At 52.4% G+C, this 25,281-nt stretch carries 25 protein-coding genes and 3 pseudogenes; 22 read left to right on the plus strand and 6 right to left on the minus strand.

Annotated features, from left to right (window positions below):
• Nucleotides 1–98: 98 nt before the first annotated feature.
• A complete protein-coding gene (locus tag V7650_RS12455; RefSeq protein ID WP_335656572.1) occupies nucleotides 99–824 on the minus strand; it encodes a DUF6629 family protein in 726 nt (241 codons plus the stop codon).
• 249 nt (nucleotides 825–1,073) lie between these two features.
• Here V7650_RS12455 and V7650_RS12460 point away from each other — a divergent pair, with 249 nt between their 5' ends.
• The 13 genes from V7650_RS12460 (at nucleotide 1,074) to V7650_RS12515 (ending at nucleotide 15,323) form a co-directional block, all read left to right on the plus strand.
• The gene (locus tag V7650_RS12460) at nucleotides 1,074–1,688 is read left to right on the plus strand and encodes an RNA polymerase sigma factor (protein WP_335656573.1); all 615 of its coding nucleotides are present in this window, start codon (nucleotides 1,074–1,076) and stop codon (nucleotides 1,686–1,688) included.
• 132 nt (nucleotides 1,689–1,820) lie between these two features.
• A complete protein-coding gene (locus tag V7650_RS12465) occupies nucleotides 1,821–2,249 on the plus strand; it encodes a DUF1622 domain-containing protein (RefSeq protein ID WP_335656574.1) in 429 nt (142 codons plus the stop codon).
• 105 nt (nucleotides 2,250–2,354) lie between these two features.
• Nucleotides 2,355–2,753: a hypothetical protein gene (locus V7650_RS12470; protein WP_335656575.1), complete on the plus strand. Its 399-nt coding sequence runs from the start codon at nucleotides 2,355–2,357 to the stop codon at nucleotides 2,751–2,753.
• Between the two features lie 528 nt (nucleotides 2,754–3,281).
• Nucleotides 3,282–4,550: an acetate/propionate family kinase gene (locus V7650_RS12475; protein ID WP_335656576.1), complete on the plus strand. Its 1,269-nt coding sequence runs from the start codon at nucleotides 3,282–3,284 to the stop codon at nucleotides 4,548–4,550.
• Between the two features lie 52 nt (nucleotides 4,551–4,602).
• Entirely contained in the window at nucleotides 4,603–4,782 is a 180-nt protein-coding gene (locus tag V7650_RS18225; RefSeq protein WP_422343034.1) for a YHS domain-containing protein, read from the plus strand.
• Between the two features lie 298 nt (nucleotides 4,783–5,080).
• On the plus strand, nucleotides 5,081–5,905 hold the full coding sequence (locus tag V7650_RS12480) for a slipin family protein (protein WP_335656577.1): 825 nt from the start codon (nucleotides 5,081–5,083) through the stop codon (nucleotides 5,903–5,905).
• Between the two features lie 302 nt (nucleotides 5,906–6,207).
• Nucleotides 6,208–8,610 (plus strand): xylulose 5-phosphate 3-epimerase, encoded by a 2,403-nt coding sequence (locus V7650_RS12485; RefSeq protein ID WP_335656578.1) that lies wholly within the window; start codon nucleotides 6,208–6,210, stop codon nucleotides 8,608–8,610.
• Nucleotides 8,607–9,974, plus strand: a complete 1,368-nt coding sequence (locus V7650_RS12490) for an MBL fold metallo-hydrolase (protein ID WP_335656579.1) — start codon at nucleotides 8,607–8,609, stop codon at nucleotides 9,972–9,974. Before V7650_RS12485 ends, V7650_RS12490 begins: the two co-directional genes overlap by 4 nt.
• 2 nt (nucleotides 9,975–9,976) lie before the next feature.
• Nucleotides 9,977–11,503 (plus strand): thymidine phosphorylase family protein, encoded by a 1,527-nt coding sequence (locus V7650_RS12495; RefSeq protein ID WP_335656580.1) that lies wholly within the window; start codon nucleotides 9,977–9,979, stop codon nucleotides 11,501–11,503.
• A gap of 2 nt (nucleotides 11,504–11,505) precedes the next feature.
• Entirely contained in the window at nucleotides 11,506–12,363 is an 858-nt protein-coding gene (locus V7650_RS12500) for a ribose-phosphate pyrophosphokinase (RefSeq protein ID WP_335656581.1), read from the plus strand.
• Between the two features lie 48 nt (nucleotides 12,364–12,411).
• On the plus strand, nucleotides 12,412–13,491 hold the full coding sequence (locus tag V7650_RS12505; RefSeq protein ID WP_335656582.1) for a type II glyceraldehyde-3-phosphate dehydrogenase: 1,080 nt from the start codon (nucleotides 12,412–12,414) through the stop codon (nucleotides 13,489–13,491).
• 76 nt (nucleotides 13,492–13,567) lie between these two features.
• A complete protein-coding gene (locus tag V7650_RS12510; RefSeq protein ID WP_335656583.1) occupies nucleotides 13,568–13,702 on the plus strand; it encodes a hypothetical protein in 135 nt (44 codons plus the stop codon).
• Between the two features lie 7 nt (nucleotides 13,703–13,709).
• Nucleotides 13,710–15,323 (plus strand): acyl-CoA dehydrogenase family protein, encoded by a 1,614-nt coding sequence (locus V7650_RS12515; protein ID WP_335656584.1) that lies wholly within the window; start codon nucleotides 13,710–13,712, stop codon nucleotides 15,321–15,323.
• Between the two features lie 27 nt (nucleotides 15,324–15,350).
• Here V7650_RS12515 and V7650_RS12520 read toward each other — a convergent pair whose 3' ends face one another.
• Nucleotides 15,351–16,841, minus strand: a complete 1,491-nt coding sequence (locus V7650_RS12520) for a multicopper oxidase family protein (RefSeq protein WP_335656585.1) — start codon at nucleotides 16,839–16,841, stop codon at nucleotides 15,351–15,353.
• Between the two features lie 499 nt (nucleotides 16,842–17,340).
• On the opposite strand from V7650_RS12520, the gene V7650_RS12525 reads away from it, so the two are divergent.
• The 5 genes from V7650_RS12525 to V7650_RS12545 all read left to right on the plus strand — a co-directional run bounded on the left by V7650_RS12525 (nucleotide 17,341) and on the right by V7650_RS12545 (nucleotide 20,022).
• Complete coding sequence (locus tag V7650_RS12525; RefSeq protein WP_335656586.1) at nucleotides 17,341–17,853, plus strand: DUF305 domain-containing protein; 513 nt, start codon at nucleotides 17,341–17,343, stop codon at nucleotides 17,851–17,853.
• Nucleotides 17,854–18,279: 426 nt separating this feature from the next.
• Complete coding sequence (locus V7650_RS12530; protein WP_335656587.1) at nucleotides 18,280–18,453, plus strand: DUF5676 family membrane protein; 174 nt, start codon at nucleotides 18,280–18,282, stop codon at nucleotides 18,451–18,453.
• Nucleotides 18,454–18,650: 197 nt separating this feature from the next.
• A complete protein-coding gene (locus V7650_RS12535) occupies nucleotides 18,651–18,902 on the plus strand; it encodes a hypothetical protein (protein ID WP_335656588.1) in 252 nt (83 codons plus the stop codon).
• Nucleotides 18,903–18,932: 30 nt separating this feature from the next.
• Complete coding sequence (locus V7650_RS12540) at nucleotides 18,933–19,106, plus strand: hypothetical protein (RefSeq protein ID WP_335656589.1); 174 nt, start codon at nucleotides 18,933–18,935, stop codon at nucleotides 19,104–19,106.
• Nucleotides 19,107–19,329: 223 nt separating this feature from the next.
• Nucleotides 19,330–20,022, plus strand: a complete 693-nt coding sequence (locus tag V7650_RS12545) for a DsbA family oxidoreductase (RefSeq protein ID WP_335656590.1) — start codon at nucleotides 19,330–19,332, stop codon at nucleotides 20,020–20,022.
• Between the two features lie 178 nt (nucleotides 20,023–20,200).
• On the opposite strand, the pseudogene V7650_RS12550 reads toward V7650_RS12545, so the two are convergent.
• A pseudogene (locus V7650_RS12550) lies at nucleotides 20,201–20,494 on the minus strand (transposase); the annotation flags it as partial.
• Nucleotides 20,466–20,612 carry a transposase gene (locus V7650_RS18230; RefSeq protein WP_442955295.1) on the minus strand — a complete coding sequence of 49 codons (147 nt, stop codon included), beginning with the start codon at nucleotides 20,610–20,612 and terminating at the stop codon, nucleotides 20,466–20,468. The gene V7650_RS18230 and the pseudogene V7650_RS12550, both read right to left, overlap by 29 nt.
• Nucleotides 20,613–20,926: 314 nt before the next feature.
• Here V7650_RS18230 and V7650_RS12555 point away from each other — a divergent pair, with 314 nt between their 5' ends.
• The 4 genes and pseudogenes from V7650_RS12555 (at nucleotide 20,927) to V7650_RS12570 (ending at nucleotide 22,655) form a co-directional block, all read left to right on the plus strand.
• Nucleotides 20,927–21,187: a hypothetical protein gene (locus V7650_RS12555; RefSeq protein ID WP_335656591.1), complete on the plus strand. Its 261-nt coding sequence runs from the start codon at nucleotides 20,927–20,929 to the stop codon at nucleotides 21,185–21,187.
• A gap of 175 nt (nucleotides 21,188–21,362) precedes the next feature.
• A pseudogene (locus tag V7650_RS12560) lies at nucleotides 21,363–21,575 on the plus strand (transposase); the annotation flags it as partial.
• Nucleotides 21,558–22,010 (plus strand): annotated as a pseudogene (locus V7650_RS12565) (transposase); the annotation flags it as partial. The pseudogenes V7650_RS12560 and V7650_RS12565, both read left to right, overlap by 18 nt.
• A 300-nt stretch (nucleotides 22,011–22,310) precedes the next feature.
• Entirely contained in the window at nucleotides 22,311–22,655 is a 345-nt protein-coding gene (locus tag V7650_RS12570) for a hypothetical protein (RefSeq protein ID WP_335656592.1), read from the plus strand.
• Nucleotides 22,656–22,979: 324 nt separating this feature from the next.
• On the opposite strand, the gene V7650_RS12575 is transcribed toward V7650_RS12570, so the two are convergent.
• Entirely contained in the window at nucleotides 22,980–23,171 is a 192-nt protein-coding gene (locus V7650_RS12575; protein WP_335656593.1) for a hypothetical protein, read from the minus strand.
• A gap of 27 nt (nucleotides 23,172–23,198) precedes the next feature.
• A complete protein-coding gene (locus tag V7650_RS12580) occupies nucleotides 23,199–25,169 on the minus strand; it encodes a serine hydrolase domain-containing protein (RefSeq protein WP_335656594.1) in 1,971 nt (656 codons plus the stop codon).
• Nucleotides 25,170–25,281: the final 112 nt, after the last annotated feature.

The raw sequence follows: 25,281 nt of genomic DNA on the forward strand, positions 1-25,281 counted from the left end.
TCGCACGCGAGGCATTCTTCATGGAACCGCAAAGTGAAACAAACCATACATCTGGCAAGCTAGAGCTGGAGCCAATCGCAGAGATCAACAGCTCCTGATTATATTGGTACTTTATCAACAATATTGCTGTCCTGGGAATCTCCGTGCGCTAAATTCTCGGCCAAGCCGGGACGCTCGCGGCCGCGGAATATCATCCAGACAAGATAAGCCGACATCAACGCGCCACCAAAGCAAAATACCGACACATAGGCATAGGAGAAAAATATGAATGTGACTGCTAGAACCAGGGCTGCGAGTGCTCCAAAGATACGGACATCACGAATAGAGGACAATAAAAGCGGGCCAATCACGACTGTTACATAGATCAAATAGGTAATCTCTCGGCCAGCGACAAAATCGAGCAACTCCTTGCCTTGATACACAATCAAATGATCGAGGAACTTCGTTTCCAGCCATCCTTGATGAGCAAAATATGGAAAATATTGCAGCCCGCCCAGCATTGCGCCCAATATAGCAAAGCCCAGATAAAGCGGTTTGCGCCGAGCAGGTTCCAGGAAATAGGTCGAAACCGGGATCCAGACTGGCCATGCGAGCCAAGAGAAAAACATATAGACCAGCGATGCCTGCGTAATAAGCGCAATATTATTTTGCGCGCCAGCAACCCAAACAATTCCTTCTGAAAATTGTTGGAGTCCGAAAAGCAGCGGCAAAGCCGCAATTGGCAAGTAACTTTTGTCCGTTCTGTAAGCCCGATGGATGCAAAGCGCCCCCGCTGGGATGAGGAGGGCGGCCGCACCAAAACTGACTTCTGCTGACAAACACATAGATTCTCTCCTTCAGCTGCGAGAAACCGCAATCAAGATGTTTGCATCCTGACGAGTTTACGTCGGCTAATATTCTTCGCTTTCTACCATTTACTCATACGGCCCACTGCGCTTCACCCCTCAGTAATTATACGTAATCAGCCGTTTTTTTTGAGGGGGCGGCATCTCCCAAGCGTATAAATCAATAGAAACACTAATTTTAAGGCGAACAGACACCAAGAAATTGACTGCAATTGAGGAGGAATAAACATGTCTACCCAGATCACGAGTTCCATTTCGAAAAATCGAAGATTAGTGAACGAGGCGCTGGTGGAATCCAAAGATCGTATCTATCATTTTCTCCTTCGACACATCCGGAATGAACAAGATGCACAGGATGTTTTGCAGGATTTTTTCGTCCGAGTTTTGACGCGGGCAGATGACCTTCAAAACTGCGAGAAAATTCGCGGATGGCTCTCCAGCATATTGCGTTCCGTTCTTTCAGATCATTTCAGAAAGCGGAGTCAAGAGACTAGGAAATTAAACGAATATACCACATTCTTGACGCTCTGGGGGCCGGCAGAGGAGGAACCTGAAACAGACTTTCCATGCATCCAGGAAAATCTACCCAAGCTTAATCCAAATTATAAAAAATTGATCGAACGGGCTGATCTATGCGCAGAAGGCCGGACGAAGATATCGAAAGACATTGGTTTGTCAGCAAGTACGCTTCGTGTGAAATTGCACCGCTCGCGGAAGGCCTTGGGCCGTAAAATTAGTCTCGCTCATGCAAGCTGTGTCCATGAATGTGATTTGCAGACGATTTGTCAGGCGAGCGCGCTTCAAGCGAAACCAGCAATGAGTGCCGGGATGCCCTTTGGCTAACCCAACTACCAACGGGCGCTGTGTAACAGCTTCGTTACCAACCCCGCCATTTTTAAGCGTTCGGCACCGCTGTCACCGAAGCCACATGCCTGCGCCTACGCCAAATCACGAAGGCAATCAAATGACACCCGATTGCTGGATCGTTTTCATCAGCGGCAGGCTGATTATTGGACAGGATATGACATGATCGGGATTGCTATTGACGACTTGGTCACCTGGACCATCATAGGCCTTGAGATGGCGGCGCTGGCCGTGATCGCGGGCGGGTTTGTCTGGAGCGTAGTGAAGGCAATTGCCTCAGTTGTTCGTCACAATATGGAAGATCGTTATACTTCGTTCCGCCGTGAACTTGGCCGCAGCACATTGATTGCGCTTGAGCTTTTAGTAGCTGCGGACATCCTGCGTTCTCTTGTGCTCGAACCATCGCTGACGAACATCGCAGTTCTTGGTGCCCTTGTCACTATCCGGACCTTTCTGAGCTTCTCTATTGATGTGGAGCTGGATGGCTGCTGGCCGTGGGAGCGGGCGAGTGCCCGGGTACATGGAGCGGCGGGGCGGTAGCCGCCGATGAGCACCGCGTCCATGATCCAACAACTGACTATCCAAGTGTAACGTTTCACGACCAAACCCGTCATTCTAACCACAACGTAAAAAAGGAAAATAGACATGAAATCCCCCACTATTATTTCAATCGCGGCCTTCGCCTTGCTGGCAAGTTCCGCTGCCTATGCAGCGCCCCAGACACCGCAAGCACCTGCACATAAACATGACATGCCAATGTCAAAAGATGGCGCACAAATGCAAATGATGAAAGACAAGGCTGCAACGGCAAAAACACCGGCTGAACGCAATAAGCTGATGTCAGAGAATATGGCCCAAATGAAGGCCCATATGGCTTCCATGAAAGCTAAAATGAGCGAAGGCGGCATGATGGCGCAGGGCAAAGGACCTATGGCTATGGACCCGGCACATATGCAGAAGATGAAGCAGCATATGGGCATGATGCATCAAATGATGGAGCGACTGATGCTACAGCAGGAACTTATGATGGACCCTGAAAAATAGCCACGATAACTGAGGCGCATTAGAGGGGAAGAAGCCGAGCATGGAAACAGCCTGACTTCTTCCTCGGCTGTGTAACGCGATGGCTCCATGTGCGTCCTAATTACTAACGACACCAATTATTTTGGCGCTGATCGAACAAATCAAACTGTTTGAAAGACTTGCAAAGGAGAAAAGCCATGAACAATATAACAACTGATCCCAAAACCTCCGCGCCGAGAAAAATACTCAAACCCATTATTAAACCTACCGATCCGGTCGAACCCCAGAGCAAAGGGTGCTGCTGTTCCGGTAAGGAACAAGTTATGGAAGATAAGCCCGAGGTTAGTTCAAAATCGTGCTGTTCTAAGAGCTAATCGCCGGTTGAAGGGTCTTGTGATCCAAGCGTGGCCGGCTTCTCTGGTCCGAAGCGTATAGCGCTTTCCGGCAGATATCGCGCGCCACAAACCTGTCACACCTATAATTTCCGGAGATTGCCAATCTCCCGGGAAGACCTTGCGATTAGCGGGTCGTGCAGGAGCAAAGGGAAAGATGATAAAAACTATTCGCAAAAAAGCGCCCTACGCGGAAGGACAACAACAAACCCGGCCTAGCCCCCTGCCGCATCTGTTGACGATCAATTGTGGTTCATCAAGCGTCAAATTTGCAGTCTTTCGTTTGGGTAATAACATCGAACCGGTATTGCGCGGGAAGGTCACGGAAATTGGAAAGGCACAGGGCCATTCATCCGCGCGATTGGCCGACAGCACATCCCTTTGGTATGCAAAAAGTTCGTGCAAAAACCATGGCTCAGCCATTGAAAATATTCTCAATCAGCTGGAAAATTACGCAGAACTTTGGAAAATATCGCTTGTTGGTCATCGAATAGTACATGGCGGTCCAGATTTTGTTTCGCCTCTCGCATTGGATTCAGTTATCGAAGCTGAACTGGAGCGCCTAATACCGCTAGCTCCTCTGCATCTACCTGCAAATCTTGCTGCTATTGCAGCGGTTCGAACACGGCTACCCCGCGCAGAACAATTTGCGTGCTTTGATACTGCTTTTCACTCCAACATGCCGGAAAATGCAGCACGAACTGGTCTGCCGCTAAATATGGACGACGGTGTTATTCGCCGGTACGGCTTCCATGGCCTTTCCTATGAATCTACGCTCTACCAACTAGAGCGGCGAGAAGGAGCAGCAGCTCTGAAGGACCGTATTGTGGTCGCCCATCTTGGTGCGGGCGCCAGTATGGCGGCAGTGCATGGCCGGCGGACGATAGATACATCCATGGGCTTTAGCCCGTTATCAGGTCTTCCAATGGCCACCAGAAGCGGCGATATTGACCCTGGACTTATCCTTTATCTCTTAAAGGAAGAGGGCTGGACGTCCGATGAACTGGCCGATCTGCTAAACAACAGATCGGGTTTGCTTGGACAATCAGGAACAAGCGGTGATGCCCAAATTCTTGTTGCAACCAATGCCGGTAAATCTGCCGAAGAAGCTATAGCTTTTTTTTGCTATCAAGTGCGCCGTCACTTCGGCGCATTGGTAGCCGCCATGGGCGGCATTGATCGTTTGATTTTTACCGGCGGAATTGGTGAACATTCTCCAGAAATACGGTACCAGATCTGCAAACCATTGGAGGAATGCTTTGGAACCATAATCGATCCGAAAAAAAATAAAGCCAATAAGCCACTGCTATCTCCAAAACATGGCTCAGTTACCGTGGAGATCAGTTCGGCGGATGAAGAATTAATGATTGCACGTCACGTGGCCGAACTTGTTGGTGCCTACCAAAATGGGAGAGAATTATCATGATATCTTGTTTCCCACACCGCAATATCGCTGCACTCCTTGAAAAGGTCAGCTGATGGATATCACCGTTGAAGACCCGGTCTGCAAACGCAAATTTACGTTGGAAAAAGCGGTCGCCGCTGAAGAATATGAGGGCTGGACTTATTTCTTCTGTAGCACAGAATGTCAGAATATATTCATTGGATCTCCCACAACTTTTGCCAACGGCCCAGCGCCGTTATATTCAGATCCTTAAAATGGCGAGATGAGCGAATAAAAACGGCATTGGCACAAATATAGAGATCGGTTGGCGGGATGTTGGCCAACAATTCCGACAACCGTATCTTTAGGGGCGATCGCGCACTGCCTTCCCCAGCGGTCGCCCCACTCCTCAAAGCCCAGCTGCGTCGTAGTAGCCTTTTTTTGGCTTCAAACCGTCTGGCGAGTTCTGATCAACTGTAACATTAAGCGCCGCAGTGCGTCCTTAACAATAAACCGGTTGATATCGATCATCACCCGGCGCTGATTACTCCAAAGAAGATCAGGAGAAAACCATGACAGACAATCTTATTACGTTTTCCGCTTTGCTGTTCATCCTGCTTGCAGTTGGCGCTAGCGCTATCCGCATTGTGGTCGAATATGAGCGCGTGGTCGTCTTCACGCTAGGCCGCTTCACAGGAGTCAAAGGCCCCGGTCTGATTTTTATTATTCCCTTTGTTCAAACTCTTTCCCGCGTGGATTTACGAACCATCGTCCTTGATGTACCAACGCAAGATCTTATTTCACGCGATAATGTGTCGGTTCATGTCAATGCTGTCATATATTTTAAGGTTGTTGATCCTGAACGCGCGATAATTCAGGTGGAGCAATTTATCGATGCAACCAGCCAGCTCGCACAAACCACCTTGCGATCGGTACTTGGAAAACATGAGCTTGATGAGATGCTCACGGAGCGAGACAAACTCAACAAGGATATCCAAGAGATAATCGACACCCAAACAACCTCCTGGGGCATCAAAGTTGCCAATGTTGAAATCAAGCATGTCGATATAGATGAATCCATGGTTCGCGCGATGGCGAAACAGGCTGAAGCCGAACGTGAGCGCCGGGCAAGAGTGATAAATGCTGAAGGAGAACAGCAGGCAGCGCAAAAGCTTTTGGAAGCTGCAGAAACGCTATCCGGTCACCCTGAAGCGATGCAACTGCGTTATCTTGGCGCGCTTGGCGAAATCGCTGGAGAACGCAGTTCCACAATTGTATTTCCATTCCCTGTTGAATTTGAAAAATTTTTCAACGGGTTTGCTAATCAAGACAGCAAAAAGCTGGCTGGGAATGCGGCCAATGAACCCACGCTCTCTGCAGGCAAGAGTGCGGGGTGACTTTCAGCGCTCATAAGCGGCATTTGCTGGTGAGCGAACGAATATGCCAGGCCAGAATAGTGCAGTCGAATAGGGTACGGCAAACAATTTGGAGGTTGGTTTAGAGCATGTTTATTAGCAGTTTCGAAAACCGACTCTTCAGGGGCGGCCGGGCTCTTCCTCCAACCCAGCGCGGTCGCTCCACTTTTAACTGTGGTGGCGACGCCATTTTTGCACCTTCTCGATTCCAGATAAACATTCACAATGCTGTTCCATTTAGGCTGTTCGCATACGGCAACCGTGACGTTTGAGGAGGGTTTTCATTGACAAAAAACATATCAAACGACTGGCGCACAGGATTTGGCGTCATCGAGCACAGCGCTGCAACAATTGCGCGTACAGATGAATTTTTCGCAAAACGTCAGTACTGGCAAGGATTTACGGATTCCGCCCAAGCAGAGACATTGATTGTAGCGGCCGACCGATTGGCCAACGCCGCGATGTGGCTCACCGCCCATATGACCTATGCCTCCCGGGTTGATATGAGCGGTACCGATTTGCCGGCAGACGCATTTAAACGAAACCCTGAAGGTCATACTGGCGGCGCCCTCAATGTTGCCATCGGGTTTGTTGGCTATTTACTTGCCAACGCCCTGTCTGGACACACGCGTGCCTGGACGCTTGGTCAGGGTCACTGTGTTGCTGCAATAGAGGCAATCAACACGCTGACCGGGGACTTGTCCCCTGCACAAATCGCTCGTTATGAGCGCAGCGAGACCGGGCTTTCCCGTCTCGTTTCAGACTTTTACAGCTATGCGATGAGCGCTGATGGAAGACCCGCGGTACCGCTGGGGAGCCATGTCGGCCCAAACACTGCCGGCGGTGTTTCAGAAGGCGGCTATTTGGGCTTTTCCGAACTCCAATATGTCCATATGCCGTTGCCGGGAGAGCGACTTGTTGCCTTTTTGAGTGACGGCGCATTTGAAGAACAGCGCGGGTCCGACTGGTCTCCGCGCTGGTGGCGAGCCGAAGATAGCGGTTTGGCGGTGCCGATCATGGTCCTCAATGGCCGGCGGATTGAGCAGAGAACCGAAATCGGCCAGGAAGGCGGGGCTGAATGGCTTGAAGCTCATCTTCGCCTCGCTGGATATGATCCAATACTGATCGACGGTCATGACCCTCTCGCCTATACGATGGCGATATTGGAAGCGGAAGAAAGGCTCACGCGATTTATTAGATTGAAGCAAGCCTATCCAGCTCCCCTTCCCTATATTATCGCACGCTGCACAAAAGGATTTGGCTTTCCGGGAGCTGGAACCAACAGATCCCATAACCTGCCACTTTCGGGAAACCCGTCCGAAAATGCAGCCGCACGAGCTGAATTTCACGAAGGCGCTAGAAAGCTGTTTGTCCCGGCTGACACGCTGGAAACAGCCGTTAATGCTTTGGCGGTCCATGACCAGCAGTCTCGGCCAAGAGAAAGTCAGAATTCACTAGCACGCCGGATCGTCGAACTGCCCAGCCTACCCGTGCCAAATTGGACCGATGTCAATAGTCAGCGCGAACGCTGCGCGATGGATGCGATCGATGAATATTTTGTCGATATTGTCCGCGCCAACCCGAAGCTACGACCACGTATTGGCAATCCAGACGAGCTAAGAAGCAACCACATGCCGCGCGCGCTTGAGCTTCTGCACCACCGCGTGAACTTGCCTGAATCTGGGACTCCGGAGGCGGTTGATGGAGCCGTCATAACGGCACTCAACGAAGAAGCGGTTATCAGTGCGGCCTTGGGTAACAAAGGCGGGATCAATATCGCTGTGAGCTACGAAGCTTTTGCGATGAAAATGCTTGGCGCATTGCGACAGGAAATAATTTTCTCGCGCCGCCAGCACGAACTGCTCCAGCCACCAGGCTGGATCAGCGTTCCACTCATTGCAACCTCCCACACTTGGGAAAACGCAAAAAATGAGCAGTCGCATCAAGACCCGACATTGCCCGAAGCATTGCTGGGGGAAATGTCAGATATATCGCGCGTTATATTCCCTGTTGATCCCAATAGCGCGGTTGCAGCGCTGCGCTCGGTCTACCGAACGCATGGCCAAATTGCGTGCCTGGTAACCGCCAAGCGCGATGTGCCAATCCTCTTTTCAGGTGAACAGGCTGAATTTGCGATGGCGAAGGGCGCAATACAATTTGAGGGCGATGCTACAAACGCGCAGGTACAACTGGTCGCCATCGGCGCTTATCAATTGCAACAAGCAAGACAGGCGCGCGAACGGCTCGGGCAACGCGGGATAAACTGCTCAATTACGGTCATTTTGGAACCGGGGCGGTTTCGGGAGGCGCGCGACGAGATCGAATGGAAATATGCTGTTTTAGACAAAGATTTGCATGTGCTGTTTCCCACAAATCTTCCGCGGATAATAATCTCGCACACGAGACCGGAGCCAATGTTGGGTCTATTGAGGCGGCTTGATGGCGGGCCGAGCCAAACCAAAGCGTTGGGATATTTGTCCAGAGGCGGCACATTGGATGTTTTTGGCATGTTGTTCGCCAATCGTTGCACTTGGGCGCATGCGGTCGCCTCCGCTGCAGGTTTGCTCAAAATCGATCGGGGTTCCCTCCTATCACAGGAAGAATTGGATGCCGTCGACGAGCAGGGTGACCCGCAGATGTTGCGGCGAGACTCATCGGGCTCAAAAAATGAGGAGAAAATCGTATGACGCTCACATTGCATAGTCTTGGCGGAGCCGGGACGGTAACCGGATCTCGCCATCTTATCGAAAATGACGGACGCCGGATCATGGTCGATTGCGGACTTTTCCAGGGATATAAGCCCTTACGCGAGCGCAACTGGAAACCGTTTCCGGTTTCTCCAAAAAGCATCGATGCCATTATTCTCACCCACGCGCATCTCGATCATAGCGGCTATCTTCCGAAATTAGTCCGCGAGGGGTTTGAAGGCCCAATCTTCTGTTCATCAGCAAGCGCTGATCTTTGCGAAATACTTTTAAAAGACAGCGCTTTCATTGCGGAGAAAGATGCGTTTCTGGCGAACAAGCACAAATATACCAAACATGCCCCTGCCTTGCCGCTTTACACCATCAAAGACGCCGAAGCAGCTTTGAAACAATTGCGGCCGATCGCGTTCCACAAAGAGATTGAACTGCCGGGCGGCGGGCATGTGACGCTGCGCCGAGCCGGGCATATTTTAGGGGCGGCCAATGCGGAATTTCATTGGGGCGGAAAGACGATTGTCTTTTCTGGCGACATTGGGCGCTATGGTGATCCCTTCATGCTTGATCCCGAACCCGTTGCGGCAGCCGATTATGTGCTTGTGGAATCGACCTATGGAGACCGAACGCATCCCAAAAATGACCCGATGGATACACTCGGTGACATCATCGAAAAGACCGTACGAAGGGGTGGAACAGTCGTTATTCCTGCCTTTGCGGTCGGGCGCGCGCAATTGATCATGTATTATCTGTGGAAGCTGAAACAGGCTGGACGAATAAAAATTGTTCCGATTTTCCTCGATAGTCCCATGGCGATCAATGCAACAGATTTGCTGTGCCGCCATCTGGATGATCATCGCCTCCCACCCGATGTCTGCAAGCAGTCTTGCGATATTGCAACCTATCTGCGCGAAGTCGATGATTCTAAACGCATAACGCGTGATACCACGCCCAAGGTAGTGATCGCCGCTAGCGGCATGCTTACCGGCGGACGCGTTCTCCATCATCTCAAGGCCTTTGGCCAGGACAGCAGAAATACAATCCTGTTTTCCGGCTATCAGGCAGGAGGAACACGCGGAGAAAAACTGCTGAATGGAGCCGAAAGCGTCAAGATGTTCGGCCAATGGTTTCCGATGCGCGCAGAAATTGCAAGCCTTCCAGCTTTATCGGCCCACGCAGATTCAGACGAAATCCTGAAATGGTTGTCCGGCTTTAGGAACGCTCCTGCCCGAACTTTTGTGGTGCACGGGGAACCTAAAGCTTCCGACGCCCTGCGCATGCGGATTGAAGAAGAGTTGGGCTGGAACAGCACTGTTGTCGATCCGACTGATCGTTATTCTCTGGAAAGTTAAATATGACGTCGAGCGCCAACCATATTGAAACCCATAATTTGCTGAAATCAAAGCGTCTCAGCCTCTACACGCAGGACGAGGTGATCGTGCTCATGCGCACCGACTGCCCGGTTTGTATATCAGAAGGACTTACCTCCCGATCACGCGTGCGTCTAACGTCTGTGTCGGGGCGAGAAATTATAGCAACACTCTATCAAGTCGATAATGACTGGCTAACAACAGGGGAAGCTGGATTGTCCGAGGCCGCCTGGGCGAAACTTGGGATTGAAGATGGGACGGATATTGCAGTTAGCCATGTGCCGACCATAGGATCATTGGCAGATATCAGACGCAGAATTTACGGAGGGCGTCTGGACGAGCCGGCCTTCCAGGGCATTATTGGCGATATTGCCGCTGGACGCTACGCAGATATCCATCTGGCAACGTTTATCGCGACATGTTCGACTCTCCCGCTCGACATTGAAGAAATATGCCATTTAACCAAGGCAATGGTGGGCGCAGGAGAACTGCTATCCTGGAACGCTCCGATGATCTTGGACAAGCATTGTGTCGGCGGATTGCCGGGCAACCGGACAACGCCGATTGTCGTCGCAATAGTCGCCAGTCTGGGCTTCACTATGCCAAAGACGTCATCGCGCGCGATAACCTCTCCCGCGGGCACCGCCGACACGATGGAGACACTTGCTCCGGTTGATCTGGATATCGATCAAATCCGCCGCGTGGTTGAAGAGCAAGGGGCCTGCATTGCCTGGGGCGGCGCTGTCAATCTCAGCCCGGCAGATGATATTTTAATCCGCATCGAGCGCGCTCTTGATATTGATACCGAAGGCCAGCTGATCGCATCCGTCTTATCTAAAAAAATTGCTGCCGGTGCCACCCATGTCGTCCTTGACTTGCCTGTTGGCCTGACCGCAAAGGTCCGTTCGCTTGACAAGGCTAAAATATTGGGTGAGCATCTTTCTGCTGTCGCGGCCAATTTTGGGTTGGAGATACGATGTGTTTTTACAGACGGCTCTCAACCTGTGGGACGCGGCATTGGCCCTGCCCTTGAGGCGCATGACGTCTTATCTGTCCTGCAAAACAATCCGGAAGCACCGCCAGATCTAAAGAAACGGGCAATATTGATCGCAGCGCAGGCCCTGGAGCTAGCAAATCACGTGGAAACCGGTGGCGGGCTTGCTGCAGCGGAGGCAGCCTTGGTTGATGGCCGGGCATGGAACAAATTTCAGGCGATTTGCGAGGCGCAAGGCGGTATGCGCACGCCCCCGATCGCCCCATTAACCTGCCCCCTGTTAGCGCAGAGCAACGGCAAGATATCCTCCATCGACAATCGCAAATTGTCGCGTTTGGCCAAACTGGCGGGAGCCCCGCGCCAGAAAGCAGCTGGTCTTGCCATGCATGTCCGCCTTGGCGACCATGTCACGAACGGTCAGCCACTATTCACGGTCCATGCCGAAGCAAAGGGCTCTCTGGACTATGCACTGGAGTATGCTGCGGCCAACCCGGATATATTGAAAATAGAGGAGTGAACATGCGCCTTTTTATCGCCCTGCCCGGCAATGAAACTTTAGCAACCGACCTTGCCAGACTGTCCGGCTGCGCGCTCGGTACGTTGGAAACCCGTCACTTCCCTGACGGGGAATCTTATGTTCGTTTGGCCGACGATGTGTCGGGGAAAGATGTGGATTTTGTTTGCACGCTGGCCCGTCCTGACGATCAGATATTGCGGCTCATTTTTGCTGCGAGAACCGCCCGCGAATTGGGCGCAAAAACCGTGCGCCTCATTGCGCCCTATCTGGCCTATATGCGGCAGGACAAAAGATTTCAGGAGGGTGAATCTATATCCTCCACGCATTTTGCCAAGCTGCTTTCCGACTCTTTCGACAGTTTGATCACCATTGATCCTCATCTGCACCGAATAACGGATCTGGGAGAAATATTTACCATACCGACCAAAGTCGAACACGCCGCACCGCTTCTTGCTGACTGGATCGGGAACAATGTTAAGAATGCTCTTGTGGTGGGGCCCGATTCTGAAAGCCAGCAATGGGTTGAGTCTGTTGCAGAACGAGCCGGAGCCCGCCAGCTCATTCTCAATAAAAACCGCCTTGGTGATCACGAAGTCGAGATATTGGTGCCAGACTTGAGCGATTATGAAGGTCTGGCCCCGGTACTCGTCGACGACATCATTTCATCAGGGCGAACGATGATCGAAACTGCCGAAGCCCTGATCGCTCAGGGTTTCCCCAAACCCTATATATTGACTGTGCATGCCCTGTTTGCGGGCAGCACCTATTGGCAGCTAAACCAACTTGCCAAAGATATCATCTCGACAGACGCCGTGCCGCACGAAACGTCCCGGATCGGCATTGCAGAACTGCTCATTTAGCTAAAGGCATGGGCAACATTTTTAACTGGGTTGAAAAGAGACAGAGAAATGGAAGACGATAACAAGATCAAAGTCGCAATTGTCGGATATGGCGTGATCGGCAGCCGCACAGCCACCGCAATCAGATTGCAGTCCGACATGACACTATCGGGCGTCGCTGATGTCGCGACAGATTGGCGCATTGCCCAAATTGTAAGCAAGGGCATCCCGCTTTTTGCGGCCACAGCAAAAGCCAGCACAGCTATGGAGGCGGCAGGCTTACCCACTAACGGACTATTGAAGGATCTTGTGGAATCAAGCGACATCATTGTCGATTGTACGCCCAAACACCGGGGGGCCGAAAATGCAGAGTTATACCGCAAACTTGATCGGCCGTTCATCGTTCAGGGCGGTGAAAAGCATGATGTAACCGGCCATTCCTTTGTAGCAGAAACAAGCTATTCCAGCACGATAGGTGGCAGTGCGACGCGCGTGGTTAGCTGCAATACAACGTCCATCGTTCGCACATTGGGAACCCTCAAAAACGCGGGCCTACTGAAGAAAGCGCGAGGAACACTCCTCCGCCGCGCAACCGATCCTTGGGAAAGCCATCTTGGCGGCATCATGAATACGCTTGTTCCCGAACCCGAAGTCCCGAGCCACCAAGGGCCGGATGCCAGACTGGTTGATCCGAATCTCGATGTTACCACGATAGCAGTCAAGGTGCCCGAAACACTCGCCCATCTTCACACCTGGTACATTGAAATGAGACGCGCGGCGACCAAAGCGGAAGTTCTTGACGCACTGTCCCAATCTTCGCGGATACTCCTAATCGATAGCCGCACGGGACTATCGGCAATAAATGTGGTAAAGGAGTGGATGGCTGAAAATGGACGTCGGCACGCCAATCTCTATGAAGTGGCGATTTGGCGTGATTTGCTGACAGTTGACGGAAACGATCTATGTTTCAGCTATATGGTTGATAATCAGGCGATCGTGATCCCGGAGACTATTGATGCGATACGCGCTCTTGCGGGTAAAGAGCAGGACCCTGCCATATCAATCGCCAAAACGAACAAATCTCTGGGAATTGGCGATCTTGTTATACCCCAATGGTCCGAGCAACAAAGCCAGGGCCACAACAGCTGACATCGGTACGATCTCTTCTGAGGAGCTGAAAGTGATAAATAGCCGACGGAAAATAGCGTTACAGAACAAGAGCGATATGGTTGATGAAGCGCTGCGTGAAAGCTTCCCTGCCAGCGACCCGCCGGCATGGACGCCCGGCATTGACCGGAACGATGACGTGCAAAGAAAACCCGGTCGCCGCGCGGCCACCAAAAAACCTCCGAAGAAATGATGCCGTCATGACCTCTCTGCGCCCCATAGACAATCTTGAAAGCCATGAAGTTACCAACCAGCCACCCGTGCTTGAGGCATTTGACCGGTTTGGCTCAGATCGGACGCTGATCGATGCAGTCAAAATGGCGGGCGGCGAAGTTCACAAGCAACGACTTACCAGCTTTGGCATCCGCACCGGTTCCAGCGAAGTCATTGGCTGGGGAGACGCAGCCAACAAAAACCCCCCCGTGCTTGATACCCATGATCGGCAAGGAAGACGGATTGATGAAGTGCAATTCCACCCATCCTACCATCAACTGATGGCCCTTGGCCTCGAAGGAGGTGTGGCCGCCGCCGGTTGGGACGGAACCAACGCAGGCCATGTTCTCCACGCAGCGTTGAGTTTCCTGCTCGGGCAAGTTGATGCGGGCACCGGTTGTCCCATGACGATGACCTACGCTGCCGTTGCCGCCTTGAAACTCGATCCCGATGTGGGAAATGAGTGGATCGGGCGGATCATATCTTCAACCTATGATCCCATTGTCCGTCCCGCATCGGAAAAAAACGGCGTTACAATCGGGATGGCGATGACCGAAAAACAGGGGGGATCGGACGTCCGCGCGAACACGACACGCGCTGAATACGCAGATGGTGCCTATCATCTTACCGGTCATAAATGGTTCTGTTCTGCGCCCATGTGCGATGCATTCCTGACGCTAGCCTACACAGATAAAGGTCTTACCTGCTTTATTGTTCCGCGCTGGACGCCTGATGGCCAGCGTAACGCAGGGTTTCGCGTAATTCGGCTCAAGGATAAGCTCGGTGACCGCTCTAACGCATCTTCGGAAATTGAATATCATCATGCATATGCGCAGCGGCTTGGCGAAGAGGGTCAAGGCGTAATAACCATTATTGAGATGGTGCAGCATACCCGTTTTGATTGCATAGTGGGGTCAGCCTCCACGATGCGCGCCGCACTTGCCGAAGCGTTGTGGCATACGGCCCATCGCACCGTCATGCAGCGCCGGTTGATTGAGCAGCCGGCAATGATGTCCGTGCTTGCTGATCTCGCTGTAGAAAGCGAAGCGGCCACCGTGCTTGCCTTCCAGGTCGCTGCAACATTTGATATGGGCGACCCGCTGTCCCGCCTGCTGACCCCCATCGCAAAATATTGGGTTTGCAAACGTGCCCCTGCAATTGTGTACGAAGCAATGGAATGTCTGGGCGGAACAGGCTATGTCGAAACTGGTCCGATGCCGCGCCTTTTCCGACAGTCTCCGCTGAACGCGATCTGGGAAGGCTCGGGAAATGTGATCGCGCTGGATGTCTTGCGCGCAATGGCACGCGAACCCCAAGCGCTCGACAGTCTGCGGGAATTTCTGTTTTCTGCAAGCGGGCGCTATCCTTCCTATGATAATCACCTGAAAACTCTGGAAATTAGCGGACTGGCCGAACATAATGCCCGTAACATCGTCGAACGTCTTGCAATGTCCGCTCAGGCCGCAGTGCTCATCAACGCGGATAATCCCATTGCCGAAGCTTTTTGCAAGTTGCGGTTTGATCGATCCGGTTATCTTTTTGGTGCTTCCGCCGCTACCATAGACACGCGGTCGATTATTGAAAGAGCCATGCCGACTTAAGCTTGCTGCGTAACAGCTTGGGCGAAATTAGCTCGTCACCAGAAACTGGCCCATCATGCCGGCATCCTCGTGTTCGAGAATATGACAATGATACATATATGGAAGCTGCGGGTCGGGATAGTCGGTAAATTGTAAAAGCAGGCGGACCACTTCTCTGGGGGCAACCACCACTGTATCTTTTAGTCCCTGCTCTCCTTTGCCCGGCATTTGCCCATCACGGTCGATTATGCGGAATTGCACATCGTGAATATGAAAAGGGTGCGCCATCATCGAAGCATTTTCGACCTGCCAGATTTCTGTCGTTCCAACCTTCACCGTCTCATCGATCCGCTGCATATCCATTGATTGACCGTTAATTGTAAAGCCGCCACCGCGCATCATGCGCATACCCATTCCCATATTCAGGACAAAACGGCGGGTTTTAACAGCAACCGCAGGATCAATTCGCGGAAGGGTAATGAGCCTGCTCGGCATGGGGGTCGCCCGGCGTCTTTGAGCCGCAGGTGAAATGTTGAGTACCGTGAAACGCTGGCGGTCACTCCTCGTTCCCATCATCCCCATCATCCCCATACCCCCAATGCTATCTGCCATCAGAGCGATTGGGCTACCATCGCTTAGATCAATAATGATCTGTGCACGTTCACCAGGGGCCAGCACCAGTTTGTCCGTTCTATATGGTTGTTCGAGCAAGCCCCCATCACTTGCGATCTGTTCAAAACTGCGTCCGTCGCCAAATCCAAAACGGTAAAATCGCGCGTTCGAACCGTTGAGAAGGCGCAGGCGCAAAAGGTCGGTTTGTGCTTCAAACACCGGATCAATGGTTCCGTTAACCAGCAGTGTTTCGCCAGTCATTCCCGTCATGATATCGGGCATCGATGTGGAATAGGCAAAACTTCCATCGCGGTTGAACGCGCGATCCTGGACGATTAGCGGGATATCATCGACACCGTAATCATTCGGCAGGTCAAGCCGCTCGCTTTCAGCGTCACGCACGTAGATCGCTCCAGCCAATCCTTGATAGACTTGCGGACCGGACCTACGGTGCGCATGTGAATGATACCAGAATATTGATGCCCGTTGCTTCACCTCGAAACTGGGTGACCATGTGCTACTCGGCGCAATTGGTTGATGCGGGCCGCCGTCAGCTGCTGCCGGTAAATGAAATCCGTGCCAGTGTACGGTCGCCGTTTCGGAAAGGTCACTGCTGACATTCATCCTAACAGTTTCTCCGGCATGCATTTCCAGCGTCGGTCCAAGATAGGGTTGATTGATTCCGATCGTTTTTGTGTCGACACCATCAAGAAAACGAGAGACGCCGTGCCGGAGGTTCAAGTCGAATGTGCGGACACCATCAACTTTTTCCCCTGAATAGAGTTTGGGTATGCGGAGGCTGTTAGCTGAAGACCCCAAGGACAAAGGGCGGTCTTCCCCCCCGACGATTCCGCGCGAGGCAATGCCGCCAATTGCCAATGCTCCGCCTCCAAGCGCAACCGCGCCAAGAAGGTTGCGTCTATTCATAATATCGCTTTCTTCTTATAGCTGTACATCTTGAACCTAATCGTAATCGTAATCGTCTTCGCCGCGCCGCTTGCAAGCGCTCGCCGCCAGCAATTCAATTGGGCAAACGGAATTCCAGACCAATATATATTAGCTTCAGTATCTGGAACAAGGTGACCGGAAAATCAGGGAATATACATAGCGTTGCTGTTAGAATAGAGAGTCAATCTATGGCTTCGCCGAAAACCTCTTCTTCTAATGGCTAAGCCTAGGTCGTCAGCACACCCTATTTTCTAAAAAATTTACCAAGGTATCACCGATGAGTTTTGGATTTCCCTGAATGACCCCTTGCGTCCCTTGGCCAAACTCTATTTGGATCCCCTGCTCAAGAATCATGACACCTCGCCAAGCTATACCCCCACGAGATTGATGAGATACAATAAAGAACGGAACCAATTAAGCGTTCATGAATTATATGTTGAGCAATCTAAATGCCAGAAAACGACAGGGAGGCTTCCAAATGGGTAAATATTTACGGTTCATCATCATGATCGCGACATCGACTTTGGTGATGTTCGGTCTGATGTACCTTAACACATATGCAATGGATCATTTGTTTTTTAGCGAAACACGCTCCTGGATGGCCCTCTATATGGGCGGGGCAATGGCGATTATCATGATGCTGTTCATGCTTAGCACTTATGATGACAAACGAATAAATGCGCTGATCCTGGGGGGCGCGGCCCTCCTCTTTGCTGGCTCAGTTTACCTCGTTCGCTCGCAAGATACTATTTCCGATCAAGCGTGGCAGAAGGCCATGATTCCGCATCACAGTATCGCGATCCTGACCAGTGAACGAGCTAATATTGAAGACGTGCGCGTGCGCGAGCTAGCCGATGGTATCATCAAAGCACAGCGACGTGAAATCAAGGAAATGAAGTGGCTAATCGAGGACATCCGCAAAAATGGCAAAGCCGCAACCGAGGCAGATGCAGCGGCCCGGCCACTTCCTGAATTTGAGGGCAATCTTTGAATATGGCGGGAGTTAAAATTGCAGAACTTTATCGTATGGTCATGCCGGATCATATCTGTCCATACGGCCTTTAATCAAAGGATTTGCTGAAACGTGAGGGATATGACGTTGAAGACCATCACCTCAAAACCCGGGAGAAAATGATAAATTCAAGCAAGAGCACGATGTCGAGACAACACCGCAAACCTTCATCGACGGCAAACGTGTTGGCGGCCATGATGAACTACGCGGGTTTTTAGGAAAGCAAGTAAAAGCAGAAGATGAGACATCATACCAGCCCGTCATAACTATTTTTGCCATGACATTTCTTATGGCTTTGGCAGCGGCCTATGTTGTAACGGGAGATTGGATTTCTATTCTTGATGCAGAATAGTTCATCGCATTTTCCAGGTGCGCACTGGCGATTCAGAAATTGAAGGATGTATCATGGTCCCCGACGGGATGATGCAAATGAGCGGTAATATGGTCCACTCGAATTTCGCCGATATAGGCTGGTCATTGCACTGGACAGGTTTTTTGGTGGGGCTTGTTGCGTGGAGTTTCTTGTCCGGGCTATTCGTCTGGGCGATTGCCGCCACCTATAATCGCTTGCTTGGCTAGTGGCGTCGGATTGAAGCGCCATTGATGAAAGGTGCTACTCGGAACTCGAACGATCAAAAATGGATCTAACACACTGATTGACGAACGGAAGTTCGAGCGAATAATTCCTCTGACCCAAATATTTGCTGTTGAAGTGTAATGCTTCGCTGCCAATCCCGTCTATCTTGAGGACAACTGCAAAAAAAGGAAACTAGAATATGAGAACCCCCTATATTGTCCCCATTGCTGCTTTCGCCATGCTGACCGGATGTGCGGCCTACGCAGCGCCCCCGGAACCGAAGCCCGCCATGCAGAGTCATGCGATGCCGATGGCCGATCATTCCGCGCATCAACAAATGATGGAGCGAGCGCAGAACGCCAAGACGCCTGCAGAGCGCGAAAAGCTCATGACAGAGAATATGGCCATGATGAAGGCACATATGGCCTCCATGAAGGCCAAGATGGCTTAAGGCGGGATGATGTCACAGGGAGACAAGCCGATGGCGATGGACCCGGCACATAAAGAAAAAATGAAGGCCAAAATGGCCGATGGGGCCATGATGAAGATGGACCCGGCACATATGGAGAAAATGAAGCAGCATATGGCTATGATGCATCAGATGATTGAAAGCCTGATGATGCAGCAGGAACTGATGATGCCGCCAAAAAAATAGCGACAAAGGCCGCGGTCAATTAGGCGGGAAGAAGCCAAGCTGATCAACAGACCGGCTTCTTCCTGCATATTGTGCAACATCTCTCCATAGAGAAGTTTGTGGCGGAGCTTCCGATTGAACGATCCATTCAATCCATTTTTTCATGCACCTCCAGTTCGATCCGGCGTGTTGTACATTGATAACATCGAATGGTAGTTATCAGCTTTTCAGAAAGACCATCGCAATGCCAACCGCCCAAATTGATCATTTTTCTGATGTACTCTGCGTATGGGCCTATGCTTCCCAGAGCAATTTTGACCGGCTTACAACAGAATTCGGTGACCGGATTACTATCAACATCCATTACTGCTCGGTATTCCCGGATACATGGACGAAAATCGCGTCTCAGTGGACAGAACGGGGCGGTTTTGATGGTTATGCGAACCATGTACAAGGCATCGCCGGGAAATTCGAGAATTTGCCGATTCACAGCGATGCCTGGGCAAAAACACGGCCGCGCTCATCGGCGAGCCCACATCTGTTTATCAAGGCGGTCGAATTGATCGAGCAAGAGGGCTTAATATCCAAAGCCCCTGTTGCTGAACGACCATCCATCCTCGCCGCGCGGGAACTGCGCTCTGCCTTTTTTACAAGAGCGGAGGATGTCTCGGACTGGGATGTGCAACGAGAAATAGCCGGGTTCTTGCATGTCGATTTTGACAATATACTGAATAAATTCAAAACCGGCGAAGCCATTGCAAGGCTCACAATGGATTATGATCTTGCTCAGCTACACGGGATCGAGGGCAGTCCAACATATGTTATCAACGAAGGACGCCAGAAGCTGTTCGGAAATGTCAGTTACGGTGTGATTGCAGCAAATGTGAACGAGATGTTGGCCAGCCAAGGGAAGGATGCAGCCAGCCTTTGCGGATGATCCGTACAAGATCTAAAAAACCTGCAGATAGAGTTTCCAGAAGATTGGAAGCCCGAGCCTGCTGCATAAATCGGGAGGCGCTAATCCGCACTTGAAGATGCATTTGGATCGTTACCGGTGGAGGCGTATAAAGATTAATTCCCCTTATTGGCGGCAAAAAGCGTACGGAGGTAGGAACTTAGGACCTGTTGACAAATTGGCACATCCATAACCGGATAGCGACGAGCTGGATGAAGCCAAGATAGCTGTCAGAGGTTTTGCCATATCGGGTTGCAAGGCGTCTGGCATTTTTGAGCTTGTTGAAGCAGCGCTCGACCATATTGCGTAGCGCGTAGATGGCAGGATCGATTGGCAGTTGGATTTTGCGGTTGCGCTTTGTCAGGATCATCGCTGTTCCGCCACGCCTCTCCATATTTTCACGAATATAGTTAGCATCATAGCCTTTATCTGCGAGCAGCACCTTCGGCGCCGGTCCTTGCAATCCAGAAAATACCATCCAGGACAAGCCGATGGTCCTTCGGGCGGCAACCACTGCGCGGGCCGCGTTCGATTACAAATGGCTCCAGGCAAGCCCATTCGTCATCACTCATCAAACCCCGGATCACGGCAGCCTCCTCAAAAGCGACCCTGAATCATAAACTACGCCGTTTGAAAATCCCCTTTGTCAACGGAACCTAAATGCCGAAAGAGGGGGCTTGATCGGATTCAACCGATTAAACTGTTTCTGTAATCAGCTCATTGTTCAGTTAGGCACCTGCAAAAATTTCTGGAAATAAAAGCCATCAAAGCAGTCACATGACAAATTCTTTCAAATTTTTGTGATACTTCCGCCTTCAAATCCTATACATACTATTCTAGCTACTTTCTATAGCGGCTTGAATTGGAACAATTTTGGGGATTCAGAATGCGTAAATTAACTGTTTTTGCTGCATCGGCAGCTGTTTTGGCACTTAGTGCCTGCGGCGCTCCCGCTGACGAAGCTGCGACTACAACTGATGAAATGGGCGCCGATACAATGGGTTCCGATGCCATGGGTTCCGATGCCATGGGTTCCGATACCATGGGTACAGATGCCATGGCACCTGCTGACGCGATGGCGACAGACGAAGCTGCACCCGCCGATGCTATGAAAGATGGCGAAGCCATGAAAACAGAAGGTAAATAGGGTTAGCGCTTCAAAAATTAGATTTCCCTTGGGAAACTAGAGAAGGGCTAACTGGAGACCGGTTGGCCCTTTTCCTTTTACTTGGCGGCAACCATTTTTCAGTCATGTTTGGTGACGTGACGCATTAAAACTCCTCCAGAATTGATTAGAGTCCGGCCCAAGAAAGGACGGACTAATGAAGCGGATACGATTTACGGAAGAACAGATTATCGGAGTTCTGCGCGAGGCGGAAGCAGGCGCGAAGACGGCTGATTTGGCGCGCAAGCATGGTGTGTCGGAAGCGACACTTTACAACCGGAAGTTCAAGTATGGCGGCCTTGAGGTATCGGAGGCGAAGCGGCTTCGTGCGCTGGAAGCGGAGAACACGCAGCGCAAGAAGTTGCTGGCCGCCGTGGCCGCCATCGATGGCGACATCAAGCGGTTGTCGCAGGCTTCGCACGCGTGCCGACTGCTGATGACTGTTCCCGGTGTCGGCAGGCTTACCGCGCTGGCCTTCACCGCTGCCATTGACGACCCCGCGCGGTTCCGGCGCTCGCGCGATGTTGGTGCATATCTCGGACTGGTTCCGAGGCGATACCAGTCTGGCGAGATCGACTATGTCGGCAGCATATCAAAGTGTGGAGACCGGAGGGTGCGCACGCTTCTCTATGAGGCTTCCCACGTCATGCTGACCCGCTACAAGGGCGAACTGAAGCTTAAGAATTGGGCGTTGGCAATTGCGCAGCGCTCGACCATGCGCAAGGCGCGCATCGCGCTCGCGCGACGCCTTGCCATCATCATGCATGCCATGCTCCGAGATGGCACCGAGTTCCATCCGGCCTGACCGCTAAGAAAGGAGATCGAAACGAGTTCCCGAGCGGGAGCGAACGCCCGAGGGAGGGAGCAGATGATGGCGCCTATTGTAGCATGCGGCCCCAGTCGGTCGACTGCGATTTCAACTTCGCCACACCGCAACCAGCTGACCCCATAAAGTGCCAACGAGCACGCAGAGAACGCAGACACCCACAGGCAATCGCACCAGTTCAGGAAAACAGCAGTTGCCCTTGACGTATTAGAGAACGTATTAGAGAACACAATCGGGCCGATTGCGGGCTATCCACATTTATCCTGCAACACAGACAAAGTGGACTTTGCAGCTCGCCTTTTAAGAACATCCGCTTATACGTCCGGCGAAGTGCTGGCCGCAGCCGTGCCAGGTGAGCGCTTGCCCCTTCCCTCCCACCTTACTGCTGGTTCAGGAATCCTTCTTGGATGGCGGCAAATGCCGCAAAGCAAACCAGTGTGGACCGATCGCAGTTCTCCTATTTTTTTCAGTGTTGCACCGGTGGAATCCAATAAAAATTATCTGCCCCCTGATCATGAACATTCCAAAGTAGTTTCCCTTGGGATCAAAAGTCAGTGTTTTATGAAAAAACCGCAGATGACAGGTTGCGCACAAATTGTGCACTTGACTGTGCACCTGAACTGATTCAAACATGTTGATAGAATAGAAACCCGAGGAATTTTGCGGTTTTGCGTTGATGGTAATAGTTGAAATTCCTTAGTCGGGAATCCTCTCGTCCCGACCAGTTTTCCGGAGCCAGGGCGCTTCGGCATCACGATAGACCGGCCGAACGCCGATGGCGGTTTTCCCCAGAGAAGCTTACAAAGAGCACCTGATTTATTTTCTGTGACCTTTGCCGCAAAACCGCACACTACCGGTCTTTGCGAGCCACGCGCACCCTGTCCAGTGTGACCTTCCAGACCGGCCCGCAACCCATTACGCAGCCATCGCGCAACACCTATTCAAGTGTCAAAGAGCCTGCCCGGAGAGCGGAGGACAGCATAAGCGATCGGGCAGCGTGTAGGACAGCGATATTTGCGATAGCCAGGTCGTCACTGGCTGTTCATAGGCCAGCACGTCGGCGAGCAGCAAACCCGCATCGTGATAGGCATGGCGCGGAACGGCGCTGCCGGTGCCCGAGCTGACAAGAGAGGCATCCACCTGGCTGAAGGCTTGCCTATCCGCACTCTAATAATTCAGATTCCAGCTGAGAAACCCGGCCATCCACGCGGTCCACAGAAAGCTGGTCAGCGCCAGCGCCACGATTACATTGCGGACGGATGCAGCCCATCCTTGTTTGGTCCTGAAGCTCAGCCAGACATTCCAAATCCCAAGGATCGCTCCCAGCAGCGGCACGATCGCGGCCACTTGCAAAACACGGATGAAGCTGTCGATGCCTGCATTGTAAAAGCTGTATTCGCTGCTCAGCATCGGCGCGAGCAGCATGCACCAGCCGGCCAGATAAACCAGATTGACCACGACGGCGATGCGCGTCAGGCGGCGAACCAGGGCCGCCCGACCGGTAGCGACCGGGGGCAGCTTCCGGGTGCGTTGCACCCACGCCGCGATCGGCCAGACCAGCGCCGTGCACAGCAACACGAGGATGGAGAATGCTGCAACGAGCTTGAAAAGTGAACCGTTCCGGCTGGCCGGTGTGGCCTGCAGTATCGAGACAGGATTATGACTGTCGAGGATGGCGCGGCGGCCGCCCGCCTCGGTCACGCGCAACTGCCGCGTGCCGCCAACCTCGCGCCACAAGTCGGGCGCAACCTCCCGGAAGCGCTTGCCCTCCAGCGAAGACAGGCTGATCGTACCATCTTCGTTCGCGATGACCTGGTCCTGCTGCAGCAAATAGAACATGCTGATGAAGCCTGTTTCAACCCGCCGTGACGTGTCGTAATCGCCCGCGATCGCCTTTGCATGCTCTGCGGCCCCGGCAATGGCGGGCGGCGTGACGGCAGCTGGCGCCGGGAAATACCGGTCCAGGAACAGCTCGAGCAGCCGATCGCGTGCGCCATATACGGCACCGTTTTCGCCCGCACTGTTAAAGCTGACGAAAATTCCGACGCCTTCCTCCGGAAGCATGTTCAGATCGCTGTGAAACACGACGGTATCGCCACCATGCCCCACAAGGAGACGGCCGTTGCGTTCCCCCCGGAAAAATCCATATGCCATGGAATCGAACCCTTCCGGCGTTTCCAACATTTGCGTGCGCATCATACGGACCGTCTCTGGCTTCAGGATTTGCGCATCGCCAAAGCGACCGTCCTGCAGATAGGCGAGCATGAAATTCCCCATATCCGCGCCGGTTGCCGAAACCTGGCCAGCCGGTGCCGTTCCCACCAGTTCGAATGCACTGGGGGCAGTTTCGCTGGTCTGATACCCTTTCGCAGCGGTCTTGTTGAATGCGGGCGGAAGCGGCTGGCGCAGCGTGGTGCCGCTCATGCGCAGCGGCTTGAGGATATGCCGCTCGACATAGGTCTCGTAGGGCTCGCCGGAGACCCGCTCTACGATATAGCCGGCAAGCGCAGTGCCATAGTTCGAATAGGCAGGCACTTCTCCTGGTGCGAACAGGAAGGGCCGCGCGTTCTCCTTCAAATAGCGCTCGGTCGTTTTCAGTCTCTCGGGATCGGTGGCAAGGAGATCCTTCAGGCCTTCCTCGAAACCGCCGCGATGGCTCATCAGATCGATCATGGTGACGGGGCGGTCGCCCGGTGGGGAAATCTTGAAATCGAGATAGCGGTTCACGTCGGCGTTCAAGTCTATCTTGCCCGCCTCAACCTGTTGCATCACGGCCGTCCAGGCGAACAGTTTCGAAACGGAGCCGATCCGGAGCTGGTTGCGGTCCGGATCCATCGGCGTTTTGGCTTCCACATCGGCATAGCCATAGCCCCGTTTCAGCAGTACCTGGCCATCCTTCACGATTACGACCTCAGCGCCGGCAATCTTGCCCTGCCGCAGCGTGGTCATCATGAAGCCGCTGAGCCACGCGTCCACGTCTGATGCCGTGAGGGCTTGCGGACTGGTTGCTGGCTTTTCAGGATCAGGAGCGTCAGTCGCCGTCGATGCGGTCGGCGGGAATACGGAATTGCGGGGCGACGCCAGCACCGCTGCGGCCAGTGTGACCGAGAGCAAGGCGAACAATAATTTCTTACCCATCAATTTCATCCTTCTTTGGCCTTTCGCGCATAGCCGGCCAATGTGGCCTATCCCGCGTAAGAACGTTCCAGCCTCTGATCCGCTCAACCGGCCCGCTCGACAAAAAGACAGC

It is taken from the genome of Parasphingorhabdus sp. (assembly GCF_036964565.1).
In the GTDB taxonomy this organism is placed as follows: domain Bacteria; phylum Pseudomonadota; class Alphaproteobacteria; order Sphingomonadales; family Sphingomonadaceae; genus Parasphingorhabdus.